Annotated in this window: 32 protein-coding genes and 2 pseudogenes; 21 read left to right on the top strand and 13 right to left on the bottom strand. The window is 54.9% G+C overall.

Annotation, left to right across the window (positions count from 1 at the left end; translation table 11 throughout):
- Window positions 1-11: 11 nt before the first annotated feature.
- From TON_RS05715 to TON_RS05725, 3 genes are read right to left on the bottom strand one after another with little or no spacing between them, the layout of a single operon-like run.
- Entirely contained in the window at window positions 12-347 is a 336-nt protein-coding gene (locus TON_RS05715; protein WP_012572083.1) for a hypothetical protein, read from the bottom strand.
- Window positions 348-388: 41 nt separating this feature from the next.
- On the bottom strand, window positions 389-1,105 hold the full coding sequence (locus TON_RS05720) for a 6-hydroxymethylpterin diphosphokinase MptE-like protein (protein WP_012572084.1): 717 nt from the start codon (window positions 1,103-1,105) through the stop codon (window positions 389-391).
- A 32-nt stretch (window positions 1,106-1,137) separates the two neighbouring features.
- Window positions 1,138-1,599, bottom strand: coding sequence for a DUF5615 family PIN-like protein (locus TON_RS05725; protein WP_012572085.1), 462 nt, complete (start codon window positions 1,597-1,599; stop codon window positions 1,138-1,140).
- A 63-nt stretch (window positions 1,600-1,662) separates the two neighbouring features.
- Between TON_RS05725 and TON_RS10270 the strand changes: the two are divergent.
- Both TON_RS10270 and TON_RS05735 read left to right on the top strand, forming a co-directional pair.
- Window positions 1,663-2,240: pseudogene (locus tag TON_RS10270) on the top strand (MBL fold metallo-hydrolase).
- A 45-nt stretch (window positions 2,241-2,285) separates the two neighbouring features.
- On the top strand, window positions 2,286-2,849 hold the full coding sequence (locus tag TON_RS05735; protein WP_012572088.1) for a nitroreductase family protein: 564 nt from the start codon (window positions 2,286-2,288) through the stop codon (window positions 2,847-2,849).
- A gap of 63 nt (window positions 2,850-2,912) precedes the next feature.
- Here TON_RS05735 and TON_RS05740 read toward each other — a convergent pair whose 3' ends face one another.
- Entirely contained in the window at window positions 2,913-3,416 is a 504-nt protein-coding gene (locus tag TON_RS05740) for a pyrroline-5-carboxylate reductase dimerization domain-containing protein (protein ID WP_337998366.1), read from the bottom strand.
- Window positions 3,417-3,487: 71 nt separating this feature from the next.
- Window positions 3,488-3,604 carry a hypothetical protein gene (locus TON_RS10725; RefSeq protein ID WP_337998375.1) on the bottom strand — a complete coding sequence of 39 codons (117 nt, stop codon included), beginning with the start codon at window positions 3,602-3,604 and terminating at the stop codon, window positions 3,488-3,490.
- 268 nt (window positions 3,605-3,872) lie between these two features.
- On the opposite strand from TON_RS10725, the gene TON_RS05745 reads away from it, so the two are divergent.
- The 13 genes from TON_RS05745 to TON_RS05805 are packed head-to-tail and all read left to right on the top strand — an operon-like array spanning window position 3,873 to window position 13,987.
- Window positions 3,873-4,142 (top strand): hypothetical protein, encoded by a 270-nt coding sequence (locus tag TON_RS05745; protein WP_238516376.1) that lies wholly within the window; start codon window positions 3,873-3,875, stop codon window positions 4,140-4,142.
- Complete coding sequence (locus TON_RS05750; protein ID WP_012572091.1) at window positions 4,135-4,785, top strand: thiamine pyrophosphate-dependent enzyme; 651 nt, start codon at window positions 4,135-4,137, stop codon at window positions 4,783-4,785. Before TON_RS05745 ends, TON_RS05750 begins: the two co-directional genes overlap by 8 nt.
- Window positions 4,782-5,702 carry a transketolase family protein gene (locus tag TON_RS05755; protein ID WP_012572092.1) on the top strand — a complete coding sequence of 307 codons (921 nt, stop codon included), beginning with the start codon at window positions 4,782-4,784 and terminating at the stop codon, window positions 5,700-5,702. The genes TON_RS05750 and TON_RS05755 overlap by 4 nt, the downstream gene beginning before the upstream one ends.
- The gene (gene aroF / locus TON_RS05760; protein ID WP_012572093.1) at window positions 5,699-6,499 is read left to right on the top strand and encodes a 3-deoxy-7-phosphoheptulonate synthase; all 801 of its coding nucleotides are present in this window, start codon (window positions 5,699-5,701) and stop codon (window positions 6,497-6,499) included. The genes TON_RS05755 and aroF overlap by 4 nt, the downstream gene beginning before the upstream one ends.
- Window positions 6,487-7,464 carry a 3-dehydroquinate synthase gene (locus TON_RS05765; protein ID WP_012572094.1) on the top strand — a complete coding sequence of 326 codons (978 nt, stop codon included), beginning with the start codon at window positions 6,487-6,489 and terminating at the stop codon, window positions 7,462-7,464. Before aroF ends, TON_RS05765 begins: the two co-directional genes overlap by 13 nt.
- Entirely contained in the window at window positions 7,461-8,108 is a 648-nt protein-coding gene (locus TON_RS05770) for a 3-dehydroquinate dehydratase (protein WP_012572095.1), read from the top strand. Before TON_RS05765 ends, TON_RS05770 begins: the two co-directional genes overlap by 4 nt.
- Window positions 8,098-8,925, top strand: coding sequence for a shikimate dehydrogenase (locus TON_RS05775; RefSeq protein WP_012572096.1), 828 nt, complete (start codon window positions 8,098-8,100; stop codon window positions 8,923-8,925). The genes TON_RS05770 and TON_RS05775 overlap by 11 nt, the downstream gene beginning before the upstream one ends.
- Window positions 8,882-9,700 (top strand): shikimate kinase, encoded by an 819-nt coding sequence (locus TON_RS05780; protein ID WP_048055077.1) that lies wholly within the window; start codon window positions 8,882-8,884, stop codon window positions 9,698-9,700. The genes TON_RS05775 and TON_RS05780 overlap by 44 nt, the downstream gene beginning before the upstream one ends.
- A 12-nt stretch (window positions 9,701-9,712) precedes the next feature.
- Window positions 9,713-10,915 carry a 3-phosphoshikimate 1-carboxyvinyltransferase gene (gene aroA, locus TON_RS05785; RefSeq protein WP_048055167.1) on the top strand — a complete coding sequence of 401 codons (1,203 nt, stop codon included), beginning with the start codon at window positions 9,713-9,715 and terminating at the stop codon, window positions 10,913-10,915.
- Window positions 10,912-11,982, top strand: coding sequence for a chorismate synthase (aroC, locus tag TON_RS05790; protein ID WP_012572099.1), 1,071 nt, complete (start codon window positions 10,912-10,914; stop codon window positions 11,980-11,982). Before aroA ends, aroC begins: the two co-directional genes overlap by 4 nt.
- Window positions 11,972-12,214, top strand: a complete 243-nt coding sequence (locus tag TON_RS05795) for a chorismate mutase (protein WP_012572100.1) — start codon at window positions 11,972-11,974, stop codon at window positions 12,212-12,214. Before aroC ends, TON_RS05795 begins: the two co-directional genes overlap by 11 nt.
- The gene (locus TON_RS05800; protein ID WP_012572101.1) at window positions 12,198-13,292 is read left to right on the top strand and encodes a pyridoxal phosphate-dependent aminotransferase; all 1,095 of its coding nucleotides are present in this window, start codon (window positions 12,198-12,200) and stop codon (window positions 13,290-13,292) included. The genes TON_RS05795 and TON_RS05800 overlap by 17 nt, the downstream gene beginning before the upstream one ends.
- Window positions 13,217-13,987, top strand: coding sequence for a prephenate dehydrogenase/arogenate dehydrogenase family protein (locus TON_RS05805; RefSeq protein WP_012572102.1), 771 nt, complete (start codon window positions 13,217-13,219; stop codon window positions 13,985-13,987). Before TON_RS05800 ends, TON_RS05805 begins: the two co-directional genes overlap by 76 nt.
- 239 nt (window positions 13,988-14,226) lie before the next feature.
- On the opposite strand, the gene TON_RS05810 is transcribed toward TON_RS05805, so the two are convergent.
- Window positions 14,227-14,670 carry a protein-tyrosine phosphatase family protein gene (locus tag TON_RS05810; RefSeq protein ID WP_012572103.1) on the bottom strand — a complete coding sequence of 148 codons (444 nt, stop codon included), beginning with the start codon at window positions 14,668-14,670 and terminating at the stop codon, window positions 14,227-14,229.
- A 150-nt stretch (window positions 14,671-14,820) separates the two neighbouring features.
- Between TON_RS05810 and TON_RS05815 the strand changes: the two genes are divergently transcribed.
- On the top strand, window positions 14,821-15,558 hold the full coding sequence (locus tag TON_RS05815) for a DUF2202 domain-containing protein (RefSeq protein ID WP_012572104.1): 738 nt from the start codon (window positions 14,821-14,823) through the stop codon (window positions 15,556-15,558).
- Between the two features lie 12 nt (window positions 15,559-15,570).
- Here TON_RS05815 and TON_RS05820 read toward each other — a convergent pair.
- Window positions 15,571-16,130, bottom strand: a pseudogene (locus tag TON_RS05820) (carbon-nitrogen hydrolase family protein).
- On the bottom strand, window positions 16,127-16,825 hold the full coding sequence (locus tag TON_RS05825) for a carotenoid biosynthesis protein (RefSeq protein WP_012572107.1): 699 nt from the start codon (window positions 16,823-16,825) through the stop codon (window positions 16,127-16,129). The pseudogene TON_RS05820 and the gene TON_RS05825 overlap by 4 nt, the downstream one beginning before the upstream one ends.
- Before the next feature lie 117 nt (window positions 16,826-16,942).
- Here TON_RS05825 and TON_RS05830 point away from each other — a divergent pair, with 117 nt between their 5' ends.
- From TON_RS05830 to TON_RS05845, 5 genes are all read left to right on the top strand, one after another.
- Window positions 16,943-17,713: a DUF2202 domain-containing protein gene (locus TON_RS05830; protein WP_012572108.1), complete on the top strand. Its 771-nt coding sequence runs from the start codon at window positions 16,943-16,945 to the stop codon at window positions 17,711-17,713.
- A 193-nt stretch (window positions 17,714-17,906) separates the two neighbouring features.
- Window positions 17,907-18,848, top strand: a complete 942-nt coding sequence (locus TON_RS05835; RefSeq protein ID WP_012572109.1) for a hypothetical protein — start codon at window positions 17,907-17,909, stop codon at window positions 18,846-18,848.
- Between the two features lie 15 nt (window positions 18,849-18,863).
- Window positions 18,864-19,016: a hypothetical protein gene (locus TON_RS10365; protein ID WP_012572110.1), complete on the top strand. Its 153-nt coding sequence runs from the start codon at window positions 18,864-18,866 to the stop codon at window positions 19,014-19,016.
- Window positions 19,017-19,051: 35 nt separating this feature from the next.
- The gene (locus TON_RS05840) at window positions 19,052-20,197 is read left to right on the top strand and encodes a gluzincin family metallopeptidase (protein ID WP_012572111.1); all 1,146 of its coding nucleotides are present in this window, start codon (window positions 19,052-19,054) and stop codon (window positions 20,195-20,197) included.
- Window positions 20,198-20,370: 173 nt separating this feature from the next.
- On the top strand, window positions 20,371-22,161 hold the full coding sequence (locus TON_RS05845) for a hypothetical protein (RefSeq protein ID WP_012572112.1): 1,791 nt from the start codon (window positions 20,371-20,373) through the stop codon (window positions 22,159-22,161).
- A 13-nt stretch (window positions 22,162-22,174) separates the two neighbouring features.
- Here TON_RS05845 and TON_RS05850 read toward each other — a convergent pair whose 3' ends face one another.
- The 5 genes from TON_RS05850 to TON_RS05870 are packed head-to-tail and all read right to left on the bottom strand — an operon-like array spanning window position 22,175 to window position 24,499.
- The gene (locus TON_RS05850; RefSeq protein WP_012572113.1) at window positions 22,175-22,396 is read right to left on the bottom strand and encodes a hypothetical protein; all 222 of its coding nucleotides are present in this window, start codon (window positions 22,394-22,396) and stop codon (window positions 22,175-22,177) included.
- Entirely contained in the window at window positions 22,393-22,884 is a 492-nt protein-coding gene (locus TON_RS05855) for a hypothetical protein (RefSeq protein WP_012572114.1), read from the bottom strand. The genes TON_RS05850 and TON_RS05855 overlap by 4 nt, the downstream gene beginning before the upstream one ends.
- A 10-nt stretch (window positions 22,885-22,894) precedes the next feature.
- Window positions 22,895-23,332, bottom strand: a complete 438-nt coding sequence (locus tag TON_RS05860; RefSeq protein ID WP_012572115.1) for a helix-turn-helix domain-containing protein — start codon at window positions 23,330-23,332, stop codon at window positions 22,895-22,897.
- Between the two features lie 25 nt (window positions 23,333-23,357).
- Window positions 23,358-23,966 carry a class I SAM-dependent methyltransferase gene (locus TON_RS05865; protein ID WP_012572116.1) on the bottom strand — a complete coding sequence of 203 codons (609 nt, stop codon included), beginning with the start codon at window positions 23,964-23,966 and terminating at the stop codon, window positions 23,358-23,360.
- Window positions 23,967-23,989: 23 nt separating this feature from the next.
- Window positions 23,990-24,499 (bottom strand): hypothetical protein, encoded by a 510-nt coding sequence (locus TON_RS05870; protein WP_238516378.1) that lies wholly within the window; start codon window positions 24,497-24,499, stop codon window positions 23,990-23,992.
- Window positions 24,500-24,502: the final 3 nt, after the last annotated feature.

Raw genomic sequence — 24,502 nt, forward strand, 5'->3', positions numbered from 1 at the left:
CTTTTTTAACATTAGGATTTTTCGAGTTTTGAATGGGTGGACGGTTCTGAGGGGAGCAGTATAAGGCCCACAAGCATTAGGATACCACTTACCGTACTGAAGAAGAGGAGCGAGAGCACCATTGGTATAATGAGCTTGTTTTTAGCCTCTTTGTATTCCCCTATATCAACGAGCTCCACAACCTCATTGGAGCGCTTATAGATCCACCATGCGAGTATGAACGCCGGAATTGCAAGGATTATGCCAATGATGGTTATCAGAAGCACTAATCCCCCGAGAACTCCCGCTATAAGCGAGATTATTCCCCCAATCTTTATGAGCAGTTTGGCCGTTTCAATGTCCGCCATAGAACCACCTATGTTAGTAGTGGCAAAGCAATATAAAAAAGTTATCCTCCCTCACCTGAGACAGGGAATTGGATAATCTTCGCTTTTCCATTTTTCGCCAACCAGTCCAGAAGCTCCTTCGCAAAGGCGAACTTCTTTCGCTTGCTCTCCCACATCGGCGAGTGCTCCTTCAGACCCGGTTTGCTCCATCTGCCGACCGTTTCACCGAAATCAAAGCCAACCAGGACTACTTCCTCGGCCCCCAGTGCCTCAGCCAGAAAAGCCGCCCTGTCGCCGTCGGTGAAGCCGCCGAAGTTGTAGACGATGTCCAAGGGTTCGGTCTGGCACGTTCCGAGGATTCGCTCGAAAATGGGTACGTAAATGCCCATCTTCTCGATGTTGTCTCCGTGGGCGTGGATTACCATAAATGCCCCCCTATCGTTGGCTATTTTCAAGTCAGGAATCCTTCCATCGAGGTCAGTAACAACAATGTCTGGAACCAAGCCGAACTCAAGCAGTGCGGAAGTGGCACCGTCGGCGGCTATGAGCGTTCCATCGGAGAAGTCGAACTTATTTAAGACCTCCTCGAGGCTCGGACCGGCGCCGAAGATATAGACTCTTCTGCCGACGACCGCCTTAAGTTCCTCCCTCAGGATGTAGTCATCTCCCTCCAACAGAAGCGCTCTCAGTATTTGGGCGGCTTCGCGGTCTTTCTCAATGGAATAACCCATCTCACGGACTATGCGTAGGTAGAAAGGCTCCCACTCTTCCCACTCCATTGGCTCACCAAACCGAGTTGGGGCAGAAGTTTTTAAATCCTCCTCAGCCTTTCGTCGATTTTTAGCATCTCCCTCCACTGCCTCCCCGGCCAGTATATCTGACCACAGCTCTCGCAGATATAGAACTCGTCGTAATTTGCGTAAACGCTCGATGGAACTTTGTCTCTGATTTCCCCCTTTCGAATCGGCCTTATCAGCCCGTTGCACTTCGGACATCTCGCGTTGGTGGGGAAGAGATCTTTGAACTCCAGTCCATGCTCCTTGAGTTCCTTAACCTGCTCCTCAAGTGAGTTTGAGTGGATAAGAATCACTTCTGCACCGAGCCTTTTCGCCACTCTGGCCAAACCGGAATCTCTTGTGAGTATTATTCGCCCTTCCTCTAGGGCAATCCTGAGTATCTCATTGTCATCCTCGATTCCATAGAGTGTATCGTAGCCGTAGAGCCTCAACCAGCGGGCCAAACGACCAAGCATCATGTCGGCGATGAACTTCATGGATTAGAGTTGGTGGCAATCCTTATAAGGGGACTATTTTACGACCGTAAAATAGGTGGCAGGATGATAGTTTACTTTATCGGCACCGGCGGGAGCGAGGGAATTCCGGCTCACCTTTGCACCTGTTCCTCATGCAACGAGGCGAGGAACTTTGGCTTCGCCCAGAGGAAGCCCTCTACAGTGGCAAACACGCGGATGCGCTGATACTCAACGACCCCAAAAACCTGCAGCCGAACTTCATAAAAGCCCGGCGATACTCTGAAAATCGACACGCTCAAGATCACTGCCCTAAAGCTCAATCACCAGGTTGAAACTCTCGGTTATTTAATCGAGGAGGACGGAAAGAGTGTTGCAATACTCTACGACACAAAGGGACTTCCAGAGGAGACGCGGAAGGTTCTGGAGAAAAAGGCCCCACTGAGGCTGGCCATCGTTGACGCCACTTATCCCCGGATTTCGATGATCCCTATCACAACAACGTTGATGAGGGCGCTGAAATTGGGCTTGAGCTTACCGAGAGAACCGTTCTCAGCCACATATCTCACAAAAACCTGCCCTTCCTCGAACTCACGGAGTACGTCCGCAAAAGATGGGGCAACAAAGTTCTGGTCGCGTATGATGGAATGGTTTTCTACGTCTGAGGCCAAGGTTTTTATCTCTGTTCTCCTAACCCCTACGGTGGTGGCATGAGGGTTTTTGAGCTCGCAAAGCGGAGAAAGACTGTGAGGCAGTTCCTACCGGATAAACCGTCACTTGATGCAATCATGAAAGCCCTCGAGGCTGCAAAGGAAGCTCCATCCGGAATGAACGCCCAACCATGGCGCTTTGTTGTAATAGACGATGAGTGGCTGAAAGGGAAGATACGGGAGCTCTGCGAGGAAGAAGAGAAGAAGTTCTACTCAAAGACAAAGGGCGACCTGATGGCCTGGCTGAACGCCAAGGGATTCAGGCCAGAGAAGCCCTTCCTGAGCGAAGCCCCTTACCTGATCCTTGTCTTCGGCAACACAAAGGCCCCCTACTGGCTCCAATCAACGTGGATAGCGGTCGGATATCTTCTTTTAGCACTTGAAGAGCTGGGCCTCGGGACGGTAACCTACACACCGCCCAACCCGAAGCCTGTCGAGGAGCTTTTGAACGCCCCCAGAGACTACAAGCTTCAGGTCATCCTGCCCGTTGGATATCCGGCAGACCCGAAGCCGAAGTACGAGAGGAAAAAGCTTGAAGAGGTTGTGAGCTTCAACGGATTTTAGGCCTTTTCGAGAGTATCCTCGACTTTCTGGTCGCCGCGTCTATGGCCTTCACCACCGCCATCCTCACCCTTCTTCCTCGAGCTCAAAGACGCCGTCTATCGTAGTCCCAGCGGGGTTATCATCCCCTCCCTTCACCTCGGCCGGATGTCTGTCCGTCTCCATGAGGAGCTTCGTCGTCTCGAGGAGGGTCTGGAGGACGGCGAGCCAGGCAATTTCCCTCGGCAGACCAACCCTTAAGCGGCCGTAGACCATCGCCTCAAGGAACACCGTCACGTAGGCCTGTCCGAAACCATCGAGTCCCATTATGGCGTCCATGTGCTCCTCCCCAACCTTTATGCACTCTCCAAAGGCAGGAAATAGGTTCTCAACGGTTTTCAGGTCGTCACCCTTTAGGTCGATGGCGTATGCCGTAAAAGACTCCTTGACGAGAACGGCTATGTTGGGCATCGCCCTGACCACCTTAGCCTTCGGAACTTTTCTCTCTATGTATTCGAGCCCTATGCCAGCGGCCAGCAATATCAGCAGCTTTCCGTCGAGCTTTTCCCCATCTCGTCCAGCACTGCCCAACTTTGTTCGGCTTGACCGCGAGAAAACAACATCGGCCCATTCCGCCGCCTTCACGTTGTTCCGCGTGAGCTTTACGCCATGCCCCCCAAGCCATTTGATCTTCTCAACGTTTCTCCGGGTGCGATAACCTCATGGCCGGCCTCGCTCAGGGCTTTGGCAACTGCACTTCCAGCGGTTCCAGCGCCGATAACGGCAACCTCATTCCATCACTGGCGGAAGTCCGTTCCTGTTCAGATAACGTTTTTGGGCAGTTGGGAGTCACGGTGACAAGATGTTCCCGTATATGGGGGACTACTGACGGAAATGGATGGTCGGAGTTTATCCAGTTGGTACAATAGCCAGCCCTTCCTGTCCAAGGGTTTAAATAGGGGCAACGTTCCCCATAATCCCGGTGGTCGTCATGGCAGAACCGAAGGTGATGCCCCGCCAATATTGGTAACCCCCTTCGGGGGTGAGGTGATTAGGAAACTTGTTCTCAGGGCACTGAACGAGAACCAGCGGCTGATCCTAAGGAGCGTTAACGGAAGACACCGATCCCTCAACGCCCTCCTTGAGGAGCTCAGCAGGAAGGAGAAGAAGCCGATATCAACCCTCAAACTGAACGCCAAGATACTAAAGGATCTCGGCCTCATAGACTACGGAACCAGGGACGACCCCAAACCGGTCCGCCTTACTGAGCACGGGTTCTTTGTTCTTAATCTTCTGGAGGTTGATGAAAATGAGTGAAGCAGTTTTCAGGCTCCGCAACATGCTCGAGAGGGTCAACAACTTCCACCTAAGCTCCTCCGAGACCTGTCTGGATATACTATCGGCAGTACTCGAAAGGAAGGGCGAGGAAGACGTGGTGATACTCAGCAAGGGTCACTCCGCACCCGCTTTCTACGTAACCCTCCACGAGATGGGCTTCATAACATGGGAAGAGCTACTGACCTTCGCCGACATAGACGGCCTGCCGAGCCACGTTGCGAGGGGGTTGCCCTTCATTGAGGTCTCCAGCGGCTCCCTCGGGCAGGGTCTGTCGGTGGCAAACGGCATAGCACTGGCCAAGAGGGCGGACGGAAAGGGTGAAAAGGTTTACGTCATCCTTGGCGACGGCGAGCTCGACGAGGGTCAGGTGTGGGAAGCCGCCATGACCGCTTCCCACTACGGCCTCGACAACGTGATAGCGATCGTTGACAGGAACTACTTCCAGCTCACCGGCGGAACCGAGGAGACGCTGAGGAAGGAACCCCTGGCAGACAAGTGGCGCGCCTTCGGCTGGACGGTCATAGAAGTTCCTAACGAGAGGAGCGCGATAGAGACGGCTCTGGACTACGCCGAGAGAATCAAGGGCAGGCCCAAGGTCATAATAGCGAGGTGGGAGAAGTGATAGAGAGCTTCCGCGAAGCCTTTGGACGGACCCTCGTGGAGATTGGAAGGGAAGAACTGAAGCTGGTAGTCCTCGATGCCGACGTGAAGAGCTCAACGAGGACGTCATACTTTGAGAAGGCCTTCCCAAACAGGTTCTTTCAGGTGGGGATAAGCGAGCAGGACATGGTGTCGACGGCGGCTGGCTTTGCAATAGCCGGGAAGATACCCGTGGCCTCGGCCTTCGCCTCGTTCCTCATGAGGGCGTGGGAGCAGATAAGGAATACCGTCGCGAGGGACAACCTGAACGTCAAGCTCGTCTCGACCCACTCGGGCTTCTCTGACTACCTCGACGGCTCCTCCCACCAGTGTCTGGAGGACGTCGCCCTCATGAGAGTGCTCCCCAACATGAGAGTTATCGTACCCGCGGACGCACCCTCTGTTGAGGTTCTCCTCAGGGAGGCCGTGAAGCTTGAGGGGCCTGTTTACATGCGCCTCGGCCGGGACTACGCCCCAAGGGTGTACGAAAGGCCTAAGCTAAAAATCGGGAAGGCCAGTATCCTCAGAAAGGGAAACGACGTCCTTCTGATAGCCAACGGCGTCATGGTCTCGGTGGCGTTGAAGGTCGCGGATACCCTCGAGGATAAGGGCATGAGAGCGGCAGTTGCCGACTTCCACACGGTCAAGCCTCTCGACGAGGAAACTCTCCTGAGGATGGCCTCTCCGGTTGACGTTGTTGTCACCCTTGAGGAGCACAGCATCTACGGGGGTCTTGGAGGCGCCGTGGCGGAGGTGCTCTCCGAGAGGATGCCGAGGCGGGTGATAAGAATAGGAACGACGCAGTTCGGCCGTTCAAGCAGGGACTACCTTTCGCTCCTCGACAGGTACGGTCTGACTGCCGAGAAAGTTGTCAGAAGGCTTGAGGAGGTGGTGGCTTGAGCCCTGAATTCAAGTTCTCAAAGGAGTACAAATCAAGGACTGTAATCAAAGTAGGTGATGTTAGAATAGGAGATGGGTTCACTATCATAGCCGGTCCCTGTGCCGTGGAAAGCGAAGAGCAGATAACAAAGGTCGCGGAGTTCCTGGCCGAGGTAGGGGTCAAGGTGATCCGCGGCGGCGCCTTCAAGCCGAGGACAAGCCCCTATTCTTTCCAGGGATACGGTGAGAGGGCCCTTAAATGGCTGAGAAAAGCTGCCGATGAGTACGGCCTTGTAACTGTTACCGAGGTCATGGACACCTCGCAGGTTGAGCTCGTGGCGAAATACTCGGATATCGTCCAGATTGGTGCCAGGAACGCCCAGAACTTCGAGCTCCTGAAGGCCGTTGGAAAAATAGACAACCCCGTGCTCCTCAAGAGGGGGATGGGTAACACGGTTCAGGAGCTTCTCCACTCCGCGGAGTACATAATGAGCGGCGGAAACGAGAACGTCATCCTGTGCGAGAGGGGCATAAGAACCTTTGAAACTGCCACGCGCTTCACGCTCGACATCTCGGTCGTTCCGGTCATCAAGGAACTCTCCCACCTTCCCGCGATAGTCGATCCCTCCCATCCGGCCGGAAGGAGGAGCCTTGTCATCCCGCTCGCCAAGGCAGCCTACGCCGTCGGCGCCGACGGCATAATGGTGGAGGTTCACCCCGAGCCGGAGAAGGCCCTCTCGGATTCTGCCCAACAACTCGACTTCGAGGGCTTCAGAAAACTTCTGGAGGAGCTGGAGGGGCTGGGATGGAGGGACTGATATTCGGCTCCCTCGAGGAGCTCCCTTCAGTAGTCGAGAAGCTCAGACCCCACAGGGTGGTCATACTGACCAACACGACCCTTGAACGGCTGTGGCTAGGTAAAGTGATGGAGCTCGTTGGCGGGGAGGCAATAGTTATCCCCGATGGAGAGGAGCACAAGAGGCTTGAGACGGCGGTTAACGTCTGGAACATGTTGGTGGACATGGGCTTTACGAGGAGATCCCTGCTGGTAGGCCTTGGCGGGGGCGTTGTGACGGATCTGGCCGGCTTCATCGCCTCCACATACATGAGGGGCACTATGCTCGGCCTCGTGCCGACGACCCTCCTCGCACAGGTGGACGCGGCGATCGGGGGAAAAACCGGAGTAAACTTCCGCGGAAAAAACATGATAGGAACGTTCTACCTCCCGGACTTCGTGCTGATTGCCCACGAAACCCTCTCGACACTCCCTGGGGAGGAGGTCCTCAACGGCCTCGGGGAGGTTGCCAAGTACGCCGTGCTCAAGGGAAAAATATACGGCATGGTGAGGAAGTTCCCCGGGATGACCCCCGAGCTCGTGAGGGAGTGCGCCCTCTTCAAGGCCAAGGTCGTTGAGGAGGACTTCATGGAGGCAGGGAAGAGAAGGATACTGAACCTCGGCCACACCACTGCCCACGCCATCGAGAAGCTCTCTGACTACAGAATAAAGCACGGTCTGGCCGTGGCTATGGGCCTCATGGTCGCGGCGAAGGTTGGGGAGCACCTCTACGGCTTCGACGCGGGCAAAGTGGAGGAGCTCTTGAATGCCTTCGGCCTCCCCACGAGACACCCCTTCGAGGCGGGGGAGATAGTGAGGGAAATGAGGCTCGACAAGAAGGCGTGGCGCGGAAGGCTTGTCTTCGTAGTCCCGGAGGACATAGGAAAGGTTCACGTTGAGGAGGTCGGAGAGGAGGTCGTTAAGAGAGCACTGGAGGAGACAGCATGATAGTGGGTGTAGTATTGGCAAAAAACGCCCAGAAGGCCGTTGAAAAGATAAAATCCGGAGAGGCCGATTTGTACGAGGTCAGGCTGGACCACTTCTCCTCATTTGACGGCCTTGAGGAGCTCGAACCCTTTGCCCCCAACCTGATATTCACGTTCAGAAGTTATGAAGAGGGCGGCAGGAGGGAAGCAAGCGATGAGGAGAGGCTCAGGGTGTACAAGAGAGTGCTGGAGCTCTACCCCGCGTATGTTGACGTGGGGCTGAACTCGGGCATAGCCGAAAGAGTCGTGAAAGAGGCCAGGGAGAAGAGGGTGGGTGTTGTCCTGTCGTACCACAACTTCGAGGAAACGCCGGACTTCTGGGAGCTTTTGGGGGTGGTAAAGGCCATGGAAGCCCTCGAACCCGACGTTATGAAGATCGTGACGATGGCCAGATCCCTTGGGGACAACCTCCGGATTGCGAGGCTCTACGAGGGCAGGGAGAACGTGGTCGCCTTCTGCATGGGTTCTTTGGGAAGGCTTTCAAGGCTCATAAGCGCGCTCCTGGCTCCCTTTACCTACGCGTCCCTCGATGAGGAGGCCGCCCCGGGCCAGCTCACCGTCGAGGAACTGAGGAGAGCCATTGAGGTGGTCGGGGATGGACGCTGAAACGGTACTCTACGGGCTCATAGGGCGGCCGGTGAGTCACTCCCTCAGCCCTGCGATGCACAACGCGCTCTTCCGGCTCTACGGAATGAACGCGGTGTACCTTGCCTTTGAAGTCAGTGACCTAGAAGGCGCCATAAAGGGGATCAGAGCTTTGGGGATCCGCGGCCTCAACGTGACGATGCCCCACAAGGAGACCGTTGTCGGGCACCTCGACGGCCTCTCGAGCGAGGCTGAAGCCCTTAACAGCGTTAACACGGTCGTCAACAGGGGAGGAGAACTCATAGGACACAACACCGACGGAGTTGGGGCCCGGAAAGCCCTTGAGAGGTTCACGAAGCTAAAGGGGAGGAGGGTTCTAATCATAGGGGCTGGCGGTGCGGGGAAGGCAATAGCCCACGAGCTCTCAAAGGTTGCAAGCGTGGTCGTCCTCAACAGAACCCCTGAGAGGGCAAAAACCCTCGAGCGCTTCGGAATCGAGGTCGGAAGGCTGGAGAGGTCGAGGCTTGAAGCTGAGATCAGAAATGCCGACGTCCTGATAAACGCCACGCCCGTGGGTATGAACGAGGAGAGGAGCATTGTCCCTCCGGAGCTTCTCCCAGAGGGAGCGGTCGTCATGGATGCTGTTTATACCCCACCTAAGACGCTCCTCCTCAGGGAGGCCGAGGCGAGGGGATGCCTTACGGTAGATGGCCTCTGGATGCTCGTCTATCAGGGGGCTGAAAGCTTCCGCCTCTGGACGGGAGTAAGTCCCGACGTTGATTTCATGAGGAGGGTTGCGCTTGAAGGGCTCAGCAAGCGCGGCTGTTACGGTGGTTAACGCCTTCGCAACCGGAAAGGGGGTGGCGATCGGGATTGATATGTGGACAAGTGCGAGGGTTAAGGTAACCTCAGGGGGGATAGAGGGGAAAATACTAGTGAGGGGAAAGGAGGTTAAGGACTACAGGCTCGTCCGGGCGGTGGTAGGCCTCCTCAGGGAACTCACAGGCGGGGACTTCGGGATCAGGTTTGAGATAACCTCTGAAATACCAGTGGGAAAGGGCCTGAAAAGTAGCTCCGCCGCGGCCAACGCCCTCACGGAGGCACTCGTCAAGGCACTGAAGCTCGACCTTGAGCCCTTACAGGTCGTCAGGCTTGGTGTGGAGGCCGCGAAGCGGGCCGGCGTTACGCTCACGGGGGCCTTCGACGACGCCTGTGCCTCCTACTTCGGCGGCCTTTGCATAACGGACAACACGAAAAACGAGCTACTCGGGAGGAGGGAAGTGGAAGGTGAAACCGTTGTGCTCATGCCCGGGGAGAGCCTTATGACGGAGAGCCTGAGGGGGCTAGACTTTTCCGTGCTGAGGCCGTACGTTGAGGAAGCATTCAGGCTTGCGCTGGCCGGGGAGTGGAGGAAGGCGGCGGTGATAAACGGGCTGATATACGGGACGTTCCTCGGCCACGATACGAAGCCCTTCAGAGTGGCCATGAGTATGGGCGCCGTTCCAGGCCTCAGTGGGAAGGGACCAGCGGTCTTCGCCATTACCGACGAGCCCGAGAGGCTGGCTGAGGCTTGGGAGCCCTTTGGGGAGGTTGAAATAAGAAAGCTAAGGTGATCTGGAGTGGGAGTGATAATAAGGCCAGTTGGTGAAGTGACCGGCGAGGTGGAGGCACCGCCCTCGAAGAGCTACACCCACAGGGCGTACTTCCTAGCCCTCCTCGCCGAGGGGAGGAGTAAGGTTAAGAGACCCCTGGTTTCCGACGACACACTCGCCACTCTGAACGCCATCAGGGCATTCGGGGCATCCGTCGAGGGTGAGAGCATCATCCCCCCAGAGTGGCCGAAGGGGGCATTCATAGATGCCCACGAGTCCGGAACTACGGCCAGGATAGCCTTGGCCGTGGCCTCCATAGGGGGAGGAGAGAGCACCGTTAACGGCGGTAGGAGGCTTAGGGAGAGGCCGTTTGGGGAGCTAGTAAGGGCCCTTCGAAAGGCGGGAGCGGAGATTGAGGGCGAAAGGCTTCCTCTTAGGGTAATTGGGAGGAACTTAAGGAGGAGAGATGTTGAGGTTGATGCATCAACCTCCTCCCAGTTCGCCACGGCGCTTCTGATAATCGGAGCCAAGGTCGGGATGGAGGTGCTGATTAAAAGATCCGTTTCAAGGCCTTACATAGAGGTCACGGCGAGAACTCTGAAGGCTTTTGGAGCTGACTTCAGGCGTGAAGGCTTTGACTTCTACATCGAGCCCGGAATAACGGGGACTTCCTTCACGGTTCCGGGCGATTATTCATCGGCATCCTTCTTCTTAGCTGCAGGGGCCCTCTACGGGAGGGTGAAGATTCGGAACTTAGATCCGAAAGACGTTCAGGCGGACAGGGCCATAATAGACGCCCTAAGGGAGTTCGGGGCCGAGGTGAGGGTTGGGAGGAACTACGTGGAGGCTGAGAAGGGAGAGCTTAGAGGGGTGGAGATGGACTGCTCGGACTTCCCCGACCTCTTTCCGGTGCTGGCCGTTGTTGCTTCCTACGCCGAGGGAAGGAGCGTCCTGAGGGCGAGGCAGCTCAGGTTCAAGGAGAGCGACAGGGTAAGGGCGATGGCCGTCAACCTCTCAAGGATGGGGATACGGGTGAGGGAGCTTCCGGACGGGCTGGAGATAGAGGGGGGGAGGCCTAAGGGAGGGCAGTTTGAGACCTTCAACGACCACAGGATAGCCATGGCCATGGTCGTGGCGGCGCTGGGGGCGAGGGGAGAAAGCGTTATCCCTGAAACGGGGAGCGTTTCCAAATCCTACCCCGGCTTCTTTAACGACCTTAGGAGGCTGGTGGGATGAGGTTGCTCAACTACAACCTCTTCGGTGAGAGCCATGGGAAAGCCATTGGGGTTGTCATCAGGGGAGTGCCCCCCGGGATCGAGGTTCGGGAAGGGGAGCTCACGGCAGAGCTCGAAAGGAGGAAGGGGATAAGGAGGTTCGCAACGAAGAGGAAGGAGGAGGACAGACCCGTTATACTCTCGGGAGTCTTCAGGGGACACACCACGGGGACGCCAATAGCCGTCGTCGTGGAGAACCGGGACGTTGAGTCATCCTACTACGAGGAGATAAAGGACACTCCAAGACCGGGACACGGGGACTATCCGGCCAGAATAAAATACTTCGGCTACAACGACTACAGGGGGGGAGGGCACCTGTCGGGCAGGCTCACGGTCGGGATCGTGGTGGCTGGATACTTCGCCAAAAAGATACTGGAGAGGTTTGGGATCGAGGTCAGGGCTTACATAAAGAGGATAGGTCCCGTTGAGGCTAGGGAGTTGAGCGTCGAGGAGGTGTTCTCATCGGAGAACCCGTACTGCCCCGACGAAGAGGCCTTCGGGGAGATGCGAGAGGTTATGGAAGACGCTAGGAAGAGCGGGGACAGCGTTGGAGGGATCGTGGAAGCTGTGGCAAGGAACGTTCCCGCAGGGTTGGGCGGTCCATATGAAGAGGACATTGAAGCAGATCTGGCCTCGGCTTTCTTCAGGATACCTGCGGTCAAGGGGGTGGAGTTCGGTTTGGGCTTCAGGTTTGGGGAGCTCAGGGGAAGTGAAGCCAACGACCCCTTCATCATAAGGAACGGTAAGGTCGTTACTGAGACGAACAACCACGGGGGCTTTCTCGGTGGAATGACGACGGGCATGCCAATAGTGGCCAGGGTTGTCATAAAGCCCACCCCGTCGATATACCTTCCCCAGAGAACGGTGAACATTGGGGAGATGAGAGAGGAGTGGATAAGGCTAAGAGGACGCTTTGATTCGTGTATCGTCCCCAAGGCCCTTCCCGTCGTTGAGGGGGCGATGGCCATAGTCTTGGCGGATCATCTGCTCAGGAGAATGGCCTGGGTGGGGTTTGAAAATGCAAGATAGGGTTCTTAAAATAAAGGAGCTCAGAGGCGAGATCGACAGGATAGATGAGGAGATAATCAAACTGCTCGAGAAGAGGCTCGAAGTTGCTAGGGAGATAGGGACGCTAAAGGCCGCGGCGGGCCTGCCCATTATAGACAATGAGCGGGAGAGGGAGGTTTTAGAAAGGGCCAAAAAGTTCAGGAGAATTTTTGAAGCAATAATAGCGGTGAGCAGGGATGTTCAACATCTATGAGTTCTTCAACAGGATAAACGAACTCGACCCTAAAATAAGGCTAGACGCCGGCCAACCAGACATCCCTGTTGATGGAGAGATAATAGCTGAAACTGTGAGAGCGCTTCGAGCCGGAGAGACCGGTTACACCTCAACGGCCGGGATAGGAGAGCTCAGGGAGGCCATAGCGAACCTCGAGGGGGTTTCTCCGGAGGAGGTCATGGTGGGTCCGGGTGCGAAGATATTCATCTCAGCAGTGGTAGCGAGGGCGAGGAGGATCGCAGTCGTTTCCCCTCACTGGAACGCTTACACGCTCATAGCCAATGAGTTCAAAAAGGATGTCGAGGTGATAAAGACCAGGCTTGAGGACGGATGGCTCCCCCAGGTTGAAGAGATAAACGCCGACCTGCTCATACTGAACTATCCGAACAACCCGACGGGGAGGGTTCCCTCTAGAGAAGAGCTTAAAGGAATTCTTGAAGCTGCTGAGGAAAGGGGCATCAAGGTTCTTTCGGATGAAGTCTACGCTGAGTTGAGCTTCAAGGAGCACACCCCAGTTAGGGAGCTCTACGAGAACACCATAACTGTGAAGGGCTTCTCAAAGCTCTATTCCATGACGGGCTTCCGCCTCGGCTACGCCATAGCCCAACGGGAGGACGCCAAGAAGTTGAGAGAGTTCATCGAGGTGACCGCCACTTGCGTGCCTCCCTTTGTCCAGAGGGCTGGGATAAAGGCCCTCGAGCTCAGGGACAGGATCAAGAAGAGGGTTAGGAACGAGTACAGGATGAGAGTGAAAAGGGCGGTCAGGATACTCAATGGTCTGGAGTTTTATCCCCCAGAAGGGGCTTTTTACGTCTTCCTGCGCGTCCCAGGGGACGGTCTCTCCTTTGCGGAGCGGCTTCTTAACCGGGGAGTAGCTGTCTTTCCGGGAGTTGCTTTTGGCGACTATAGGAACTTCATAAGGATATCCCTTACTTGGAAAGGGTTTGAAGAGGGACTCAAGATAATAAGGGAGGAGGTAGAATGCGCATCGGAATCGTCGGCTACGGGAAGATGGGAAGGCTCTTCAGGGAGTGCCTCAGCGGGGAGCACGAGGTGAGGGTGTACTCGCAGCACGAGAGAATGGACTTCAGCTCGCTGAGGGAGCTTTACTCGTGGGCAGAAATTATAGTTCTAGCCTCATCCCTCTCCATACTTCCACACCAGCTCAAGGAGCTCTCTACACTTTCAAAGGAACTCGGAGGGACAAAGGTAATCTTCGACATAGCGACGTTCAAAGCAGACATTGTTGGCCTTTACAGGCACTTTCCGAGGGAGGTTAAGGTCGCCAGTGTCCACCCAATGTTTGGGCCTGGGACGGCTTCCCTACGAGGCAGAAGGTTCATAGTGGTTCCAGTCCCGGGGAGGGAGGAGGATTCTAAGGTCGTTGGGGAGTTAATAAAATCCCTTGGCGGAAAAGTGGAGTTCCTTGAGGCCAGAACCCACGACAGGATCATGGGCTTCGTCATAGGCGTTCCCTACTTTCTGGGACTCTCCTATCTGGCGCTCTCAATAGAGAGAGGGCTGGGAAGGTTTGGGGGCACTTCCCACGCTTTCTTAGAGACCTACGGGAAAGCCGTTCTCAACGACTCGCCGGACTTCGTCGAGGAGGTTCTTAAACGCTCAAGGGGGGAGATAGAGGAGTTCCTGCAGTTTCTACGAGAAGGGAAGCCGAACCCGAGCAAGCTTAGAAAGAGGCTTAGTGAGGAGGAGATAAAGAAAGCCTACGAAAGGTTCTACAGGGCTTTAGAGTGATAAAATACTCCTTACCGCCTCGTTGACGTCAGTCACGTCCCTGCCGACCATCAAGAAGTCGAAATTGCCGTATTCCCTCCAGTAGTTCTCCACCAAGAGCTCGTCGTTGTGGGTGTCGCCGATGTAAATGCCACATTCCCCTAATGAGCTCCCAGAGGGCGCGGAGGTCGGGCTTCACGTAGAGCTCCCTTGTCACGGCGTTCTTGAAGCGATAGCTACAAATTTCACAATAAAAACCGTCATTTTTTCAAAAATTTTTCCAGCATCTTTAAAACGTTCAGCTGGTCGGGTGTCTCAACGGCGCTTGGTTTAAGTGAGCGCACCCTTGAAAGGGCTTCACGAAGGGATAGGCCTTGAGAGTACATCAGCCACGCAACTGCCACCGTCCCGCTTCTGCCGGAGCCACCCATACAATGGATAAGAACGTGCTTGCCTTCCGCAGTGTTTTCCTCAATCCGGCGGAGGATTTCAAAGAGCTGTTCGATGCTCGGCGCCATGAAGTCAGGAATCGGGCTGTGAAGAACCTCAACTCCGCGCTTTTTCCATTCCTCCAGCGAATAGGGGAGCTCAAACTCTTCGACGAGGACCACGATGGCATCAAATTTCTTCGCTACCTCGTCCAGCTCTCTTTCCGTTGGCATCCTTGAGAAGGCAACTCTGCCGGACGCGAACCTTGGATTCATGATACCCCAAGAGCAACTCGCAAGATGTGAGATAAATCTTTCGGAGCAGAGTTTTATTTTACATCTGTGAGAGAACCAAAACGTATTTATGAACCATAGATAAATACCATTTTGGATTCCGGGCAGACAGCCCTTTGATGAGGTGGTAGTATGAAAAAAGTCTACGCATTTTTCCTGATTGGAGCAATGTTCCTGAGTGCTCTCGCGGCCGGATGCATAAGTAACACGGAGCCTTCTACAACACCCGTTGAAACATCAACGCTCACCAACACTGTTCCACTCGTCACAGACTCGAATGGAAACGTCAATATGCAGGATCTTCAGTCGTACATAGATTCCCTTCCCTCCGAACCTCTAACCGATGCGGAGAAAGAGGGGCTGCTCTTCATGGTCGAAGAGGAAAAGCTGGCCCATGACGTTTACACCAAACTGTATGAGAAGTGGGGACTCCAGATATTCAGCAATATCGCCAGGAGCGAGACAACCCACGTCGAGTCTGTAAGGATGCTTCTTAAGAAGTACAATCTCACCGACCCGACCGCCAATGCCGGCATAGGAGAGTTCCAGAATCCCGAGCTTCAGGCACTCTACGACCAGCTTATCGAGATGGGCATGAAGAGCGAAATCGATGCCCTTAAGGTCGGCGCTCTCGTAGAGGAGACCGACATAAGGGATCTTCAAGAGAGAATCGCAATGACAAACAAGATAGACATCATAACCGTCTACGAGAACCTCATGATGGGGTCAAGGAATCACCTCAGGGCCTTCGTGAGCCAGCTGAAGAACAGAGGCATCACATACGAGCCCCAGATTCTCAGCAAAGACGAGTACGAACAAATAATCAACAGCCCGATGGAGATGGGCGGGGGAATGGGCGGTAGGCCCTGAACGCCCTGTCCTTTACTTCTCCTTTCCTCCATTTTCATCGTAAACCAGCAACTCACTTCCGGGAACTGAGGCGGTAAGCTTCCCGTCCCGCTCAAAAACCCACGCACCACCCGGGGAGAAGCTGTTCACGATGAAGGTTTTAATACCAAGGAGCCTGACCCTCCGGGACATGGCCTCAACGGCGACTTTGCCGGACTCCGTTTGAGCTGTTTTGACGGTGTTGCCCGTGCAGAACTTCATCGGCTCCTGGAACTTGCGGTGTTTGAGGAGAACCCTCCCATCGCGGCCAATTAGCAGGGCAGAGTTGTAGACGCAGCTCTTGTAAGGCCCAAGGAGGCCAAAGATAACGTAGACGGAGTTTTCCTTTGCAAGCCTTCTAACCCTGAATACTATATCGTCGTAAAGTCCCGCCCCGCTGAAATCCCACTCCTCAAAGCCGGTCAGGCAGTACTCTGGAAAGACTATGAAGTCGTCCCGTGCTTCATCGCCTCATCAAAGCGCCGTTGAAACTCCTTCCAGTTGGCCTCAAAGTCTCCGATCTTCACGCGCATTGGGACTAAAGCGACTCTCATTCTCCCAGCCTCTTGAGGCTAAGTGGAATTACCAGAACAAGGGAAATTAGGAACGCCACCATCGTCGGCACCTTAACACTCTCCGGAGCATAGACTGCAAAAGTCAGCATCTCCAGCAGATAGATGGGTGGCCCAAACTTCCTGAGGCTGTGGCATATGGAAGCATCCGAAAATCTCTCATAGAGATAGAATATCACCAGGGACACTATGAACCAGCCGGCGTAGTTTGTCCAGGGAATCCCAAACCAGTTTATTGTTGTTGAGGTTTTCCAGACCCACCCACTCCATGAGGTCATGATGGGGTCTATCGAGAGGTCAAGGACAACCATCAGGAGCGAAGCGAAGAGAAGCCTGTGGTACTTCCTCGCGAACAGAAAGCTGGCCGTGAGGTATGAGATGGCTCCAAAGATTGCCCACGCAAGAGGCACAAAGACCGCTATCTCCAGAATCTGGGGCTGAAGGTTGACGTACTCGTAACAGCTAAAAGGCAGGCACATGCGCGTGCCTACGAATTCCGCCAGAAAACCCACGAGCATCGCCCATCCCAGCAGCGCGGGCAGGCTCTTCCACTCTCTTCTGGAGAGCAGAGCAAAGGCGAGAAAGTACAGGAGTATATAAACCGGCGACTTCTTGAGTATGTTGGCTCCGATGATGAGGAGCATTGCAGCTTTCAAACGGTTGTTGCTGTTGTCCATGTAGGGATTTCTTCACAGAAGGATATAAACCTGTTGCCCAGTTCTGTGAGCCGAAAGGCTTATAAAGTTCCATAGCATATGTAATATTAGAATTACATATGGGAAAAGGTGATGAAAATGTTGGGAAAGAAAGCATTTGGGCTCCTCCTCATGGGGGTCTTGCTACTTGGAGTTTTCAGTGCAGGATGTATAACCACTGACACCGCGACGACCACCACTACTGAAACCGTTAGCTCAGCCGCAACGCAGACGTATGGCTCAGAGGCGGCCCCGCGCGGACCGCCCAGCAATGTGACAGCTGGCAGCTTTGTTGACATGGCATACAATGTGGATTACATCTATTCACTTCCAACAGAGGAGTTGACTCTGGATGAAATACAGGCTATCCTCTACATGCGGGAGGAGGAGAAGCTTGCGCGTGACGTTTACCTCACGCTCTATGACAAGTGGGGCATACCAATATTCAACAACATAGCCCGGAGCGAGCAGATGCACATGGACATGGTGCTGGCTCTCATAGAAAAGTACAACCTCACCGACCCCGCTGAGGGCAAGGACATTGGGGAGTTCACAAACCCTGAAATTCAGGCCCTCTACGACCAGCTGATTGAACAGGGGCTCCAAAGCGAGGAGGCCGCCCTCAAGGTCGGCGCACTCATAGAAGAAGTCGACATCAAGGATCTCCAGGAGTGGCTGGCCAAGACCGACAACGAAGACATCAAGTACGTCTTCGAGAACCTCATGATGGGTTCGAGAAACCACCTCAGGGCCTTTACCAACGTGCTTTCAAGGCAGTACGGGATAACCTATGAACCGCAGATATTACCACAGGACGAGTACGAGGCCGTAGTGAGCTCCCCGATGGAGACGGGAATGTCAAGTGGCTGAAGATTTCTTTCTTTCCTCTCCTTACTTAGCCAGAGGGGTAACGCCCCGGAGCAGTCCTAACGGGCAGAAGTAAATATTTAAAACTCTTTTGCGTTGTAGGTTTGGTGGGCGGGATATCCCAGAACTTGGGTTACACGGACGCATTACTCTATAAAAAACATGAGATGAGTACGATATTGAGAGGGATGAAGTCATGAGAACCCACTCCTTTGGCATCGAAACCGTCCCGGTGGCGATCGCCGAAGACCTCGCTATAGGGAGCGTCCATGACGGAAAGAACTACAAAATAATGCTGGCAAAGCTCTGCGATGATGAAATAACGGCAGTGAAATTCCTCTCAGGCAAGAACGACTGGGAAGGGCACTGCGTAGCAAAGCTCAACGATGGCTACCTCATTGGAGGGGCGGTTGAAGGAATCGCAACTCCTGAGGGCGGCAGGAACTGGAAAGCATACCTCGCAAAGATTAATGAAGACCTCGAAGTTCTCTGGGAGTGGAAGTACCGCATCCTTGGAAACGAGTGCGTTTATTCAATCCTCTTCCTCTCGGACGGCTTTCTGCTCGGCGGTGAAGTTTCAGACGAGAATGGGCGGGGCTTATTCCTGATGAAGGTTGATAGAGAAGGGAATCCTATCTGGACGAGGACGCTCGGCCCGTGGAAAAACGCTGTGTTCGGCGGTTTCCTCGGGAGAAAAGACAGCCTTACCCTTATCGGGAGCGTAAATGAAGAGGGATGGAGGGTTACGGCATTTGACTTTAACGGCAAGGGCGACCTAACCGGCAAAAGAGAGCTCACAGAGGGAATCGCCCTCAGCATGACAGAGCTGGACGGCAGAACTCTAATTGCTGGCTACAATGGCAAGGACTTCTGGATCGCTTTGGTTGGAGAGGGAATCTCGTGGGAGATAACGCTTGGAGAGGGCACTGCAACCGCTATCCTGCAGGAAGAGGACGGCATCCTCGTCGAAGGAGAGCTTGGGGGAAAGGCCACCGTTTTGAAGCTCGACTTTGATGGAAAGCCCCTCTGGAAGAAAGAGCTCTGGGAAAACGGCTGGGTCGAGGTTTTGGGCGAGGGCGTTACACTTGGGGTCAAGGAGGAAGAAGGAAAGACGGTGATGGTTGTTGAAACGATTTAGGGGAATTGATTCAGCATGAGGCCCGTAATCCTCAAGGGCGAGAAGATTTCGCTCGCAGTACTCCTCCGTGAGGATCTGAAGAAAAGCTGGGAGTGGTTCAACGACAGGAGCACTGTTAAGTACCTCTTCAACTCCGCCTGCACGCCGGAGCGACGGGCGATACATTGACGAGCTGATCTACGAGAGATTCCGGGAGGAGTCGCGTGATAAGGAAATTAAGCCTTAAGCTAACCCTCGACTTCGATGCTGGGACCCTCTATGCGGAGGTTAACGAGAACCTGGGAATAGAAGCCGGGACACTCCTTCTCAACAGGGGGCTGAAGGTGGAAAAAGCTCCGGTCAAGTTCTCCCAGGAAATTAAGGGGTTCAAAGGCATTGAAGCCTTCAGGGCCAACGTCGTGAGGCTGGATAGGCCTGTCGAGAATATTAAGCTTTCCTATTCGGGCAAACTTGGAAGCTATAAAGATGTGCTCCCCTATCTAAAGGACTCCATAAGCCAGGACTACACACTGCTGAGGACGGATTCTCTCTTCTACCCGATTCCGGCTGAGCCAAGCTTTGAAAGCCTCGTTAAATCCGTTGTGAGTTCTGAGTTTGACGCGGAGATAACTATTGAGGGCGTCCCGAACGACCTAACGGTTGCCTTCGGCGGGGAAATTCACGGAGAGAGGCTCAGGATTGAAGGAACCAACAGGCTTGACATAGCGGTAGCTCCCTTTGAGGTCATCGAGGAAGAGCCCTTCAGGCTCTTTGTCCTCAGCGGGGAGGGCGTTGAAAGAACCGTTGGACTCCTCAGGGGAGCTTACGACTTCTATTCCTCGCTCCTCGGGCGGAGGGGGTTCACGTACACCGTCATCGAGACGCCCGAGAACTACGGTGGGCAAGCTGGCAAAGGCTACATGCTCGTCTCAGGAAGCTCTTTGCGGGCGGAGGTTCCTGCCAACATCTACCACGAGCTGGCCCACCTCTGGAACCCGAGAGCAACTCAGGAGGCCCATCTAAGCAGGTTCTTCGACGAGGCCTTTGCGAACTACCTGACGGCCCTCGCGATTAGGGAAATTCACGGGGAAGACGCCTTCAGGCGCTTCATGGAGAACCTGCGGAGGAATTACGAGGCCATAGTTAGGAAGTTCCCCGAGGCGGAAAGGCTTAAGCCTTCGGAGTGGGGGAGGCTCGACCTTTGGGAGCTTCCCTACACGAAAGGAGCTTTGATTCTCCACGAACTCCACAGGAAGGCCGGCAATTTCTTCTATGAAATCCTGAAGAGGCTCGTTAGAGAGGAACGCGTTGACTTCGAGGTGTTTCGGGAGATTGTGAAGGAAACCACCGGGCTTGAGCTAGATATTTAGGTTAGCGCCGTAGGAACAACTTGCGGAGGAAAAGTATTTATGATCCAAAATCCAAAAATATCCGGGGTTCCCATGAGACGCATCAAACTTATTGTTTCACTTATCCTTATAGTTCTAATCACAATGTCCAATGGGTGCATCAACAGTCCCGGAGAGGAAAAACAGAAAGCCCGGTGATTGAGACGGTCCACGAAGGCGTGGACGAACGTATCTCCGAGAACACGTCACCTCTGGAAGGAGCAAAAGCCACGTCCCCCACGGGAACGTTCGGGCCGAAGCCGTTTGAATGGTTCTCGTATTCTCCAAAGTACGCAGTTCTCGACGTGATCTCCAGGATTTCGAAGAGATACAACGTCACAGAAAGTCCCGCGAACATACCCCTGCCCCCAGGGAGCCTCTCAAGCTTTACCGGAACAGCAAACGACACCGAGTTCGGCCTCTTTGTTTACCCCAACTCAACCGCGGCCAGGGAAGCCATGGAATACGTGGTGGAAACCCTAAGGGAGAACGGCTTCCAGCAGGGAGGCGGAGGGGGAGCCTTCTGGGAGAGGGGAAACGAGAGCTACACTGTATTCTACACCTACGAGCGCTACTTCTACGTCCTGTTCGTGGCGAGGATCGCTGGAGGGAGCGCGGAGGAGAGAACGGCACGCCTCTCAGAATTCGTGTGGAGCGTCATCACGGTTGGACCCAGTCCCGGCAAAGTTCTTGGTCTCTTCCTGCCCCTCAAAGTGATCGAGGGCAACTGGAGCGAGGGGAGGGGTTTGGGGTTCTCCGGCTACTTGGAAGCCCTGGAGGGAACCGTTGAGGGAACCAACGTGAGTGCAGTTTTCCTTGTTTACCGTCCCCGTGAAGGGAGGGATGTTTACCTCCAGCTCAAGAAGGCTTTCCTGGACAACGGCTGGGTTGAGAGGGAGTACGTCAACACATACACCCGGAATCCGGCTGGACATCTCATGACGAGCGACTACTTCGAGGCCAACGGCTCTGGAGTCTACATTGAACTGGCCGATGTGGCAGGAATGGAAAGGCTGACCCTTCTCTTCGGAGACGAGAGCGAGATTAAGGAAACCGTCCGGGAACTGCGGGGGTGGGGCGACCCAACGAAGGGCCTGTCTGTTGAAGGAAACGGACTGCCGAGGGGAACCTTCCGGCCGGTCAGTGAGAGAGGCGTGAGGCCGGAAACGGTAATATCGATGGTCCTCGATGACCTCAGAAAGGACTTCAACATCACGACCGACTTCGTGGATATCCCCGAAGTTCCCGCAGCGGCCGGGTACACAGGCAGAACCGGCGACGTCGAGTTCATGCTCCTCGTTTATCCAAACGCCACGGCCTACCTCACCGCGCTCGACGAGCTGACCGAAAAGCTCCTGGCTGAGGGCTGGGAGAGAACCGACGACGGAAGGGAACCCTACGCGAGAACCTTCGCCCGGGACTCAGACACCCTAACGGCCTTCGTCCAGTACCGCTACAACCACTACCTCGCGATCATCGTCAAGAAGCCCAAGTACTCGACCAGCGACTTCTTCTGGCACGTGGTTAGCACGGGTGGAGCCAGTCCAGGTGAACTGCTCTCCTTCAGCAAACTGAGGAACGACGTGAAGCCCTGGAACTGGACGGCGGAGCAGGGACTGAGGTTCAACGGATACATATACAAGCTGGAGGGAAACGTTTCCTCTGGAGGCGCAAGGGCCGTGGTGCTGTTCTATCCCCATGACCTCGGCCGGGAAGTCTATCTCCAGCTAAAGAAAGCGTTCCTTGAAACGGGGTGGGCCGAGGGGGACTACGTCAAGCTTCCGTCCCACGATGAAAGGAGACACCTTGTGGCCAACGACCTCTTCGAGAAAAACGGGAAAGCGGTTTACATTGAGATTTCCACCTACAGGGACATGGACGTCCTGATACTGCTCTACGGGGACAAGTTAGGTGTTAAAACTTCCGCCAGGGCAATGTGGAAGTGAAAAGGGGAAGTGGCTATCTCCTGGAAAACCTGAAAAGCGTCTCCCTGAGCGGCGTGGAGGGGTCAAAGTGCTCCACGAGCACCTCGACAACATCGTCGGGAAGATCGTAATCAGCGAGCGCCCTCCGGAACCGCCGCTTCGCCCTGCCGGTCACCCTAGCTATGCCTGCCGCCCTGAACAGAATCACCGGGACGCGAAGAAACAGAAGATGAAGGGCGGAGCAGAGGAACCTCACTCACCCTCCCCCTTTCGTTTATCCCCGTATTCGTCCTGGACGATGTTGATGGGGCCGAGGTGCCGCCCCCCGCCCACCATTTCGCCGAGCATCTCCATCAACTTCTTGCCGGGGTTTATCGCGTCCATGTACTCCTTCGTCAGCTCAAGGGCGGCATCTTTATCCATTCCGGCCTCGGTTAGGTTCTTGTAGAACTCCGCCACGCTCCTGCCCATCGCCTGAACCCTCTCAGGGCTGTAGAGCTCGTTGAGGAGCTCCTTAAGCGGTTCGAGTATGTCCTCCACCATGTCGCCGACCTTCTCCATAAGCAGAGGTATCTTGTCGAGGTCTTTGTCTCCCTCGTAGGCCTCGATGAGACCCCGGAGTATCTTGGCCTTCTCCCCGAGAACCTCGACCTCCTCCGGCGTCTTCGCGTTCTTCATGTCCTCCACGAGCTCGTTTAGGAGTTCCTCCAGCTTCTTTGGGGTTCCTACCTTTTCATCAACCATATCAACCACCTCAGTAATCATTAAGCTGGTCAAGCCTAATCGGCATTCCGATTAGTTCGAGCCACCTTTTGACCACCCGCTTTGAGAGGGCGTAGGTCTTTCCCCTCTCGCCGGGAACCTCGACGACGATGCCAAGCTCAACCAGTTCTCTCAGCTTTGCCCTAACCGTGTTCCGCGAGGCCTTTCCGCGCCTCCCCTTCAGCTCCCGGGCTATCTGGCTGACGTTCGCCCTCTTCAGGTCGAAGAGAATCCGGACGATTTCGCGCGCTATAGGGTCGGTAACCTCGGGCACGGCCACCTCTACCCCGAGCCCACCGTACTGGGCGTAGAGGTTGATGAGCCTCAGATAGGCCTGTGCCATCTGAGAAACCACCGCGAAGCTCTCCCTGAGTTCTTCAAGGGCTTTTCTGAGCTCCTGGACTTCCCTGGTGAGGTCATCGTCAGGCATGTTTAAGGCTAGGGTGCTCAATCCTTTAGCCTTTCCGGTCAGGGGTGAGCAGTTCAATTTCTGCAATCCAGACGTATCTATTTACCCTCCCGAACCGGTATCGGAGACCAAGCTTTCCGCAGATTTCCCGCAGGTGCTCTAAGGTTGCGAAGTACTCGTCCTCTATCTCCTCCTTTAGGCCGTCCTCCGCACTTATACGCCTCTTTTCCTCCCCCGATTCGAACATCACGTCGGCGATAAGGATCTTCCCGCCGGGCTTAAGAACGCGGAGCATCTCCTTTATCGCGTCCGTCTTTTCCCCATCGGGAACATGGTGGAAGGCGTGGGTCGTTATCACGGTGTCCACACTTTCGTCCGTGAGTGGAATCCTTAAGAAGTGCCCGTCGAGGGGCTCGAAGCCGTGCTTCACCCTGAACTTCTCACGCATTCCGACGGAAGGCTCGACGCCAATGTACTTCTCAGGGTCGAGAAAGCGCAGAACGTTCCCGGTGCCACAGCCGATGTCCACAACAAGCCCCCTAGCTCGTTCAGCAACGAGTTTGAGGACCTTCCAGTAATCCTTGTGTATCCAGTCCTCCCTTTCTACATCTTCATCGTAGCTCCTGGCCCAACCGTCGAAGTCCCAGCGCTCCATGAGGATACCTCCAAAACCTCGCCTCAGCTTGATAGCCTCTGCGTCAGGTTGAACAGCCTCTCCGCGCGGGCGGGGGACAGTTCACCCACCCCTCCGTTTTCGAGTATCGCACCCAGTTCTCTTGAGATTTCATCGAGGAGTTTCACGTCGTCCGAGAGCACTTCATCGGGATTTGGACTGTTCATGGCCGTGTGGAGGTAGACCTCCAGATTACTGGCCGCCACATGGAGCCTCCAGTACCTCTCATCTTCATTCAGCAGATAGAAGGAGAACGCTGCCTTTTCCAGCATCAAGGAGCAGTAAGCGTACCGGCTCAGCCTTTCCCTAAGGACATCATTGCTCACGTTGCCATCGAGCATTATCCCGATGGTGTTCATGTCTTCCAGGCAGAAGACCGCGATGTTTGAAACATCGAGTATGCCATTCAGAGTGGCCTCAAACTCCCTTTCCTGCTGATGGTATGCGTAGCCGAGGGAGGCGGAAATGATGAGCAACGCGACGGCGAGCGCGAGGAGGCGATTCATTAACACCATCAA

This window comes from Thermococcus onnurineus NA1 (genome assembly GCF_000018365.1).
GTDB lineage: Archaea > Methanobacteriota_B > Thermococci > Thermococcales > Thermococcaceae > Thermococcus > Thermococcus onnurineus.